Annotated in this window: 8 protein-coding genes and 1 pseudogene; 5 read left to right on the top strand and 4 right to left on the bottom strand. The window is 67.4% G+C overall.

Going from position 1 to position 9,046, the window contains the following annotated elements:
* The 3 genes from ffh to AC5E6L_RS11665 form a co-directional block, all read right to left on the bottom strand.
* Positions 1–1,508 (bottom strand): signal recognition particle protein (gene ffh / locus AC5E6L_RS11675; RefSeq protein WP_491773465.1); only part of this gene is annotated, 1,508 nt, incomplete at its 3' end.
* 226 nt (positions 1,509–1,734) lie between these two features.
* Positions 1,735–2,046, bottom strand: a complete 312-nt coding sequence (locus AC5E6L_RS11670) for a P-II family nitrogen regulator (protein ID WP_491230975.1) — start codon at positions 2,044–2,046, stop codon at positions 1,735–1,737.
* 10 nt (positions 2,047–2,056) lie between these two features.
* A complete protein-coding gene (locus AC5E6L_RS11665; RefSeq protein WP_491773462.1) occupies positions 2,057–3,049 on the bottom strand; it encodes a sodium-dependent bicarbonate transport family permease in 993 nt (330 codons plus the stop codon).
* A 148-nt stretch (positions 3,050–3,197) separates the two neighbouring features.
* Here AC5E6L_RS11665 and AC5E6L_RS11660 point away from each other — a divergent pair, with 148 nt between their 5' ends.
* The 5 genes and pseudogenes from AC5E6L_RS11660 (at position 3,198) to AC5E6L_RS11640 (ending at position 8,450) form a co-directional block, all read left to right on the top strand.
* Positions 3,198–4,286, top strand: coding sequence for an MBL fold metallo-hydrolase (locus tag AC5E6L_RS11660; protein ID WP_491773460.1), 1,089 nt, complete (start codon positions 3,198–3,200; stop codon positions 4,284–4,286).
* A gap of 177 nt (positions 4,287–4,463) precedes the next feature.
* Positions 4,464–5,369 (top strand): diaminopimelate epimerase, encoded by a 906-nt coding sequence (dapF, locus tag AC5E6L_RS11655; RefSeq protein WP_491230646.1) that lies wholly within the window; start codon positions 4,464–4,466, stop codon positions 5,367–5,369.
* Positions 5,369–6,661, top strand: a complete 1,293-nt coding sequence (gene mtaB / locus AC5E6L_RS11650) for a tRNA (N(6)-L-threonylcarbamoyladenosine(37)-C(2))-methylthiotransferase MtaB (RefSeq protein WP_491773458.1) — start codon at positions 5,369–5,371, stop codon at positions 6,659–6,661. Before dapF ends, mtaB begins: the two co-directional genes overlap by 1 nt.
* 190 nt (positions 6,662–6,851) lie before the next feature.
* Positions 6,852–7,811: pseudogene (gene ftsY / locus AC5E6L_RS11645) on the top strand (signal recognition particle-docking protein FtsY); the annotation flags it as partial.
* Complete coding sequence (locus tag AC5E6L_RS11640; RefSeq protein WP_491230888.1) at positions 7,812–8,450, top strand: septation protein A; 639 nt, start codon at positions 7,812–7,814, stop codon at positions 8,448–8,450.
* A gap of 4 nt (positions 8,451–8,454) precedes the next feature.
* On the opposite strand, the gene AC5E6L_RS11635 is transcribed toward AC5E6L_RS11640, so the two are convergent.
* Entirely contained in the window at positions 8,455–8,961 is a 507-nt protein-coding gene (locus AC5E6L_RS11635) for a ClbS/DfsB family four-helix bundle protein (RefSeq protein ID WP_491230889.1), read from the bottom strand.
* Positions 8,962–9,046 lie beyond the last annotated feature (85 nt).

Genomic DNA, 9,046 nt, shown 5'->3' with positions numbered 1-9,046 from the left:
CCGGGCAGGGACGGTCCGCCAAGACCGGGCAGCTTCGGCCCTCCGAGACCCGGACGGCCGCCGCCGGGCGCGCCCGGCGCGCCGAGACCGAGCTGTTCGGCCTGTTTTTGCAGCCTGCGCAGGTCCTTCTCGCTCATCTGCGCGGGATCGGGCATTCCACCGGGCAGGCCCATGCCGCCCATCAGCTTGCCCATCATGCCACCGCCACGCTTGCCCTTCATGGACTTCATCATGTCGGCCATCTGGCGGTGCATCTTCAAAAGCTTGTTGATCTCGGCGGCGCTGGTGCCCGAGCCCGCCGCGATGCGCTTCTTGCGCGAATGCTTCAAAATCTCGGGGTTGGCGCGTTCCTTCGGCGTCATCGAGGAAATGATCGCCAAATGCCGGCCGAACATCTTGTCGTCCATGCCGGCGGCGGCCATCTGGTCCTTCGCCCTGGCCATGCCCGGCATCATGCCCATCAGGCCGCCCATGCCGCCCATCTTCTGCATCTGGCGGAGCTGGTCGGAAAGATCGTTCAGGTCGAACTTGCCGGACGCCATCTTCCTGGCCATGGCGGCGGCTTTTTCCTGGTCGATCGTCTCGGCGGCCTTCTCCACCAGGCTGACGATGTCGCCCATGCCCAGAATGCGGTCGGCGATGCGCTTGGGGTGGAACTCCTCCAGCGCGTCCATCTTCTCGCCGGTGCCGACGAGCTTGACCGGCTTGCCGGTGGCCGCGCGCATCGAAAGCGCCGCGCCGCCGCGCCCGTCGCCGTCCATGCGGGTGAGGATCAGGCCGGTGATGCCGACACGCTCGTCGAAGCTGCGGGCGAGATTGACCGCGTCCTGGCCGGTCAGCGAATCGGCGACCAGGAGGATCTCGTGCGGGCCGGCCGCCTTTCTGATGTCGGCCATCTCGACCATCAGCGGCTCGTCGATATGGGTGCGGCCCGCCGTATCGAGGATCACCACGTCATGGCCGCCGAGCCTGCCGGCCTGGCTGGCGCGGTTCGCGATGGCCACGGGGTCCTGTCCCTCGATGACGGGCAGCGTCGCGACCCCGGTCTGCGCGCCGAGCTGGCGGAGCTGCTCCTGCGCGGCGGGCCGGCGCGTGTCCAGCGAGGCCATCAGTACTTTCTTCTTGTCGCGGTCGGTCAGCCGCTTGGCGATCTTCGCCGATGTCGTCGTCTTGCCCGACCCCTGAAGCCCGACCATCATGATGACGACCGGGGCGGGCGCGTTCAGGTCGATCGTCTCGGCGTCCGAGCCGAGTGTTTCGACCAGTTCGTCATGGACGATCTTGACGACCATCTGGCCCGGCTTGACCGATTTGAGAACGTCGACGCCGACCGCCTTGTGCCGCACGCGCTCGATGAAGCCGCGCACCACTTCCAGCGACACGTCGGCCTCGATCAGCGCGCGCCGCACCTCGCGCAGCGCGGCCGAGACGTCCTTCTCCGACAGCGCGCCGCGGCCGGTCAGCCCCGCAAAGATCGAACCCAGACGGTCCTGAAGCGATTCAAACATCCGTTCGTTCCATGCGCGATGAGAAGTTGCCCATCGAGATAAGCGTCTTCGGCGCGAAACCCAAACGCCGAACCTAAAAAGCACCCGAGGGCGCATCGCGCTGTCGGGTGGTGGCCTCCGGGATCGTATCGTCCCGGTCGGCGGCTCGCGGGCGGGCCTCGTCGCTGATCGGCGGCGCTATGGGGGAAAGGGGGCGTAAAGTCAATCGGTGCGATGCAAAACCGCTTCAGAAACGCTCCGGGCGCAGCACCGCGACATCGGCGAGTGTGATGATGCCCATCTGCGGTTCGAGCGTCTCATAGATGCGGTCGACGGCGATGTCGGCCTGCTCGGGCGACATGACCGAGACGATCATAACCATGCGGCCGGCATCGCCGATCATCCGGTCGCGGTCCCAGGTTCCCTCCGAGCCCCGGCCCGACAGCGCGGGAAACACGGTGTAGCCCGTGACCGGCACCGCATCGAGCACGCGGGTGATGCGGTGCATCAACGGCGCCTCGCAGATCACCGTCATCTGTTTCTTCGCATGGGTCTTCATCGCCGCGCTCCTATCCGCCGGCGACGAGCCGGGCGATCGCCGCATAGGCGGGAATGCCGAGTGTCAGGTTCATCGGGAAGGTAACACCGAGCGACAGCGACAGATAGATGGAGGGCCGCGCCTCGGGCAGGGCGAGGCGCATGGCAGCGGGCACGGCGATGTAGGAGGCGCTGGCGGCGAGCGTCATCAAAAGCGCCGTGCCGCCGGGCGAAAGGGCCGCGATCAGCGCGAACGGGATGGCGAGCGTCGCGCCAACGAACGGCATGAGAAGGCCGAAGCCGACCAGCCGCGCATCGAGCACCTTGCGCGCCTGGGCCATGCCGCGTCCGGCCACCGCGCCCATATCGAGCAGGAACAGGCACAAAACGCCGGTGAAGGGCACGACGATGAACCCCTCGATGGCCGCCATGCCGGGGGCGCCGGTGAGCGCGCCGATCACGAAGGCGCCCATCAGAACGACGACGGACGAGTTGAGGAACACCTCGTGCAGAAGGCCCTCCGAAGCGTCCGGGTCCGCGGCCTTGCGGTGCTTTGCGGCCGAGCGGGCGAGAAACAGGGCGACCAGGATCGCCGGTGTTTCCATGACGGCGGCGACGGCGACCATGAAGCCTTCCGGGCGCAGCCCGATCGACTGGACGGCCTGGGTCGCGGCGACGAAGGTGACGATCGAGATCGAGCCGTAATGGGCGGCGACCGCGGCGGCGTCGATGCGCGGCAGCCTGGAGATGCGTTGCAGGATGACAAAGGCGATGAGGGGGATCAGCGCCGATAGGACGGCGCCAGCGACGAGCGCCAGAAGGAGCGCGACGGTCAGCCCCTCGGCGGCGAGCGCGACGCCGCCCTTGAAGCCGATCGCCAGCATCAGATAGATGGAAAGCGTCTTGGCCACCGCTTCCGGCAGCGTCAGTTGCGAGCCGGCGATCGATCCGGCGAAGCCCAGGATGAAGAACAGGACCGGCGGCGACAATATGTTGCTGGCGGCGAGCTGAACGATGACGTCCATGGCGGGTCCCCGGGCGTTCCGGGCACGGCCGGAAGCATCGCGCCTGTATAGGCAGGTGCGCAGGCCGGCACAAGCGAGGGGTGGCCATGTCGGCGCCGTGATCGGCATCCATGGTTGACGAGGACGGGCGCATGCCCACATTGCGGCCATGCACAGGCGCGTCTTCCTCTCCCTGATCGGCCTTGGCGGGCTGCTCGCGGCGGGCGGCGGTCTTTTCGTCATGCGGCGCGCGCATGGCGCCAATCCGTACTATCGGGGGCCGGTCGCGGACAATTTCGACGGCACGCGCTTCTTCAATCCGGGCGGCGCCCCGCCGCGCGGCCTGTCCGCCCTGTTGCGCTGGCAGCTTGGCGGCGGGCGCGAGCCGTGGCCGGACGCCTATCCCAGCCCGTTCCCCCCGGCCAGACCCGAACAGCGCGTGACCGGCGAGACGATGCGGGTGACGATGATCGGCCATGCCAGCCTGCTCGTCCAGACGGCGGGGTTGAACCTTCTGACCGATCCGGTCTGGTCGCAGCGGGCGAGCCCGGTCTCCTTCGCCGGCCCGTTCCGGCGCAATCCGCCGGGCATCGCCTTTGAGGACCTGCCGCCGATCGATGCGGTGCTGGTCAGCCACAATCACTACGACCATCTCGACCTCGCCACGCTTTCGCGGCTGGTCGCATCGCACGATCCGCACATCGTGACGCCGCTGGGCAACGACACGATCATCCGCGCGGCCGCGCCCGATGCACGCATCTCGACCGGCAATTGGGGTGATGCGATCGGTCTGGGCGCACAGGCCCGCATCCATATCGAGCCGGCCCACCATTGGTCGGCGCGTGGCGGCAACGATCGCCGCATGGCGCTCTGGTCGGCCTTCGCGGTCGAAACGCCGGCGGGCAGGATCTACGCCGTCGGCGACACCGGATTCCATGGGGGGCGCAACTATCTGGACGCTGGAGAAAGGCATGGCGGCTTCAGGCTCGCGCTGCTGCCGATCGGCGCCTACGAGCCGCGCTGGTTCATGCGGGACCAGCACCAGGACCCGTTCGAGGCGGTCCGGGGCATGACCCTGTGCCGCGCCGCCCACGCCGCCGGCCACCATTGGGGCACCTTCCGGCTCACCGACGAAGCCGTGGAGGCGCCGTTGCAGGCGCTCGAAGCGGCGTTGCAGAGGGTCGGCGTCACGCCCGACCGGTTCCAGCCCATGCGCCCCGGCCAGGTCTGGGACGTGCCGGCCGCGCGCACCGCCTAGCGTGGTGGATTTGAAGTTCGTTACAGTGTTCGCGGCACGCTCCTGAACGAATTTCAAATCCGTAAGCCACACCAGAATCAAAGAAGGGTCTGTGGGGGCTCCGGTTTCGGGCCTGGCGTGTGCCCATGCGGTGCCCGAGGCTTTAACTTCGGCGCCGTTTCCTCCATATGGGGCGGCATGGCGACGAACGTCCAATTTGCGAAGATGAACGGGCTGGGCAACCGGATCGTGGTGGCCGACATGCGTGGGCGCGCCGACAGGTTCACGCCGCACGCGGCGGTCGCGCTCAACCATGACGCCGAAACCGCGTTCGACCAGATCATGGCGATCCACGATGCCGAAACCGGGGGCACCGACGCCTTCTTGCGCATCTACAACAATGACGGCTCGGAAGCGGGCGCCTGCGGCAACGGCACGCGCTGCGTCGTCCAGGCCCTGGCCGCCGAGACCGGTCGGACTGTCTTCACCTTCCAGACCGTTGCCGGCCTGCTGAACGCGGCGGAAGGCGAAAACGGCATGGTGTCGGTCGACATGGGACGGCCGCGCCTTGGCTGGAACGAGATTCCGCTCGAAGAGGCATTCGCCGACACGACCGGCATCCAATTGCAGATCGGGCCGATCGACGCGCCGGTGCTGCACACGCCCTCGGTCGTCAATATGGGCAATCCGCACGCCGTCTTCTGGGCCGACAGGGATCTTCAGTCCTACGATCTGGAACGGTTCGGCCCGCTTCTTGAAAACCATCCGATCTTTCCCGAGCGCGCCAACATCACCATCGCGCGGGTGGCCGATCCCGCGCACATCGTCATCCGCACCTGGGAGCGCGGCGCCGGCCTCACCCTGGCGTGCGGCTCGGGCGCCTGCGCGGCGCTGGTCTGCGCGGCGCGCAAGGGGCTCACCGGTCGCGCCGCGACGGTCACCGTGCCCGGCGGCGATCTGCATATCGAATGGCGCCAGGACGACCATGTCATCATGACCGGACCCGCCCAGTGGGAGTTCGCCGGCCTGCTCGATCCCGCCACCGGCCAGTGGCAGCGCGCCATCGAAGGCGACAATGACAATGCGGGCGCGGAGACCGCCTGATGGGCATCGAGGTCAAGACGTTCGGCTGCCGCCTGAACGCCTATGAGGGCGAGGTGGTACGGCGCGAGGCGGAAGCGGCCGGGCTCGCAGAACTCGACGGCGGCGCGGTGGTGATCAACACATGCGCGGTCACCGGCGAGGCGGTGCGCCAGGCCAGGCAGGCGATCCGGCGGACGCGGCGCGAGCGACCCGACGCCCGCATCATCGTCACCGGTTGCGCCGCGCAGACCGAGCCGGGCAGTTTCGCCGGCATGGACGAGGTCGATCTGGTCATCGGCAATGGCGACAAGCTTAAAAGCCAATCTTACCGCGCCCTGCCCGATTTCGGCGTCAACCGCTATGAGAAGGTGCGCGTCAACGACATTTTCGAGGTGCGCGAGACGGCATCGCACATGGTCGACAGCATCGAGGGGCGCACGCGCGCCTTCGTGCAGGTGCAGAACGGCTGCGACCATCGCTGCACCTTCTGCATCATTCCCTACGGCCGGGGCCATTCGCGGTCGGTGCCGATGGGCGCGGTGGTCGAGCAGGTCAGGCGACTGGTCGAGAACGGCTATCGCGAGGTCGTGCTGACGGGCGTCGATCTGACCTCCTACGGGCCGGACCTGCCCGGCGCCCCCTCGCTGGGCACGCTCGTCAAGGCGATCCTGCGCCGGGTGCCCGAACTGTGGCGGCTGCGCCTGTCCTCGATCGATTCGATCGAGGCGGACGATGCGCTGTTCGAGGCGATCGCCGGCGAACCCCGCCTGATGCCGCATTTCCACCTGTCCATGCAGCATGGCGACGATCTGATCCTCAAACGCATGAAGCGTCGTCACCTGCGCGCCCATTCGATCGAATTCTGCCGTGCCGTGCGGCGGCTGCGGCCCGACGCCAGTTTCGGCGCCGACATGATCGCCGGCTTTCCGACCGAGACCGAGGCGATGTTCGAAAACGCCCTGTCGATCATCGAGGCGTGCGGGCTGGCGCGGGTGCATGTGTTTCCGTTCTCGCCGCGCACCGGCACGCCGGCCGCAAAGATGCCGCAGCTCGACCGGACGCTGATCAGGGACCGCGCGGCACGCCTGCGCGCCAAGGCCGATGTGGCGTGGCGGAGCCACCTGCGGCGCTTTGCGGGCACCGAGCAGCCCGTCCTCGTCGAAAAGTCCGGCTTCGGGCGCGCGCCCGACTTCACGCCGGTGCGGCTGGCGGAGGCGGGCGCCGAACCCGGCGCGATGACACAGGTTTCGATCACCGGGCATGACGGTTCCGCCCTGACCGGCCGGCAGCCGATGCCCGTGGCGGCCGCGTAGCGCCATGGCGGGCTTGCTCAAGCGCATCTTCTCGTTCGGCGGCAAAGGGGTCGAGGCAAAGGCCGGCGAAGAGGCGGTCGAGACGGTGCCGGCTTCCGACGCCGCACAGGAGCCCGACGCAGCGGCTGGCGTCGAGCCGCCGGCGGCCGCGCGCACCGTCACGATCGGCGACGCGCCGGCGGTGCAGGACGAGGCAGAGCCAGAGCCGGAGCGCAGGGGTTGGCTGACGCGGCTGACGTCCGGCCTGTCGCGCTCGTCACGCCAGCTGGGCGACAACATCGCCGGCGTCTTCACCCGGCGAAAGCTGGACGATGCGACGCTGGAAGAGTTCGAAGACATTCTCATCCAGGCCGATCTCGGCGTCGACACGGCCAAGCGCGTGACGGACACCCTGGCCGCGACCCGGCTCGGTCGCGACATCTCGCCCGATGAGGTGCGCGCCGTCATGGCGGGCGAAATCGAAAAGGTGCTGTCGCCGGTCGCCCAGCCGCTGGAACTCGACCTTGGCCACAAGCCGCATGTCATCCTGGTCGTCGGCGTCAACGGCACCGGCAAGACGACGACGATCGGCAAGCTGGCGGCCAAGCTGCGCGCGGCGGGGCTGTCCGTCACCCTTGGCGCGGGCGACACGTTCCGCGCCGCCGCCATCGAGCAGCTTGAGATCTGGGCCGAACGCACGGGCGCTGCCTTTGTCGGCACCAGGCTTGGGGCGGATGCGGCGGGCCTTGCCTTCGATGCCTATGAGCGGGCGCGCGACAATGGCTCGGACATCGTCATCATCGACACGGCCGGCCGGCTCCAGAACAGGGCCGAACTGATGGACGAACTGGCGAAAATCGTCCGTGTGCTGCGAAAGCACGATCCGGACGCGCCGCACACCGTCCTGCAGACGCTCGATGCGACCACCGGTCAGAACGCGCTCGGCCAGGTCGAGATCTTCCGCGACGTCGCCGGCGTCAACGGACTTGTGATGACAAAGCTCGACGGCACCGCGCGCGGCGGCATTTTGGTCGCAATTTCTGCAAAATTTGGTTTACCGGTCTACTTTATAGGTGTGGGCGAGGGCGTGGACGATCTCGAACCGTTCCGCGCCGAGGATTTCGCGCGGGCCATTGCAGGCGCGGACGCGCCGGTCAAAGAGGACGTCTAGATGGTTGACAATCCAAGCATCGCCGAATCGGCCGGAGACAAGCCGAAGGTCAACCCCTGGCTCAAGCTCGCGCTCGAATTCGGGCCGCTGCTGGCCTTCTTCTTCTCCAATGCGCGCGCCGAATGGCTCTCCGAGCGGTTCGCCTTCCTGGGGGCGCTTGGCGAGCCGATCTTCGTGGCGACCGCCGTCTTCATGGTCGCCACCTTGATCTCGCTTTCCCTGTCCTGGGCGCTGACGCGGACGATACCGCTGATGCCGCTCGTTTCGGGCGTCATCGTGCTGGTCTTCGGCGCGCTGACCCTGTGGCTGCACAACGAGCTCTTCATCAAGATCAAGCCGACCATCGTCAACGCGCTGTTTTCAGCGCTGCTGCTCGGCGGGCTGTTCCTCTTCCGCGTATCGCTGCTGCGCTATGTGTTCGACACCGCCTTCAACATCGATCATGCCGGCTGGAACAAGCTGACGATCCGCTGGGGCCTTTTCCTGGCCTTCATGGCCGTTCTCAACGAGGTGCTCTGGCGCAACTTCCCGACCGACTTCTGGATCGCCTTCAAGGTGTGGGGCAACATGCCCATCACCATCGCCTTCACCCTGTCGCAGATGCCGTTGATCATGCGCCATTCGCTCGACGGGAAGTAGACGTTCACGCGGCCGCGTTTTCGCGCAGCGCCTTGCGGATATAGGCGTTGGCCGAGCGGAAATGGCTCGGCCCGGCGGCTTCGGCCCAGCGGCCGATCGTCCACGCGTTCATCCAGCCATAAAGGCCCCCGGTGTACAGAAGAGCGTCGTCGCCATCGGCGATGAAGCGCCGCAGCCGCGCGCAGGCCGCCTCGAATGCGTCGAGCAGCTCGGTCCAGGGCCGTTCGTTGGCACCCTCATAGATCGGCGCGTTGTAGGCCTTGAGCTGGTTCCACTTGACGCCCGGCGCGGGCGTGCGCACCGTTTCGCCCGCGACCCCGCCCTCGTACCAGACAAAGAACAGGCCGATCCAGTGGGTCCGGTGGGCGATCACGCCCTTGATCGTCGTCTTATCGTCTGCGGCATGCAGCGACGCCATGGAACCGTCCACGCGCTTGAGCGTCTTCATCAGCCTGGCGAGATCGCGGTCGAAGGCGGCGAGCAGTTCGTCCTTGGAAACGGCGGCTGGCATGGGGTCCTCCACATTCGCCCGCCTAGAGCGGTTTGTCTTTGGCTGGAATCGTCTGAGCGCCGGGATTTTGTGATCTGGCAAGGCG

The sequence above is a fragment of the Roseitalea sp. genome, from assembly GCF_984466335.1.
This window is presented reverse-complemented; position numbering and strand designations above follow the sequence as displayed.